The 230-nt window shown below is 59.1% G+C and carries 1 protein-coding gene; it reads left to right on the top strand.

What is annotated here, in order from left to right:
* Positions 1-230, top strand: a 230-nt coding sequence (locus ACYP5B_RS50375; protein ID WP_459574967.1) for a helix-turn-helix domain-containing protein, incomplete at both ends; no start/stop codon positions are given.

Below are 230 nucleotides of genomic sequence, written 5' to 3'. Positions count from 1 at the left end.
GGCTCGTGCCGGTTCGTCTTCAACAAGGCGCTGGCGTTGCAGAAGCAGAACCACGAGGCCGGTGGCAAGTTCATCGGCTACGTGGCAATGGCTAAGGCGCTCACAGCATGGCGCAATGGGGCGGACACACCTTGGCTCAAGGATGCACCGGTACATCCATTACAGCATGCACTGAAGGACCTTGAGCGCGCATACCAGAACTTCTTTGCCAAGCGTGCGGACTATCCCCG

It is taken from the genome of Cupriavidus sp. 8B, assembly GCF_054589115.1.
The sequence above is the reverse complement of the archived record's forward strand: the minus strand, read 5'-3'. Positions and strand labels throughout refer to the sequence as shown.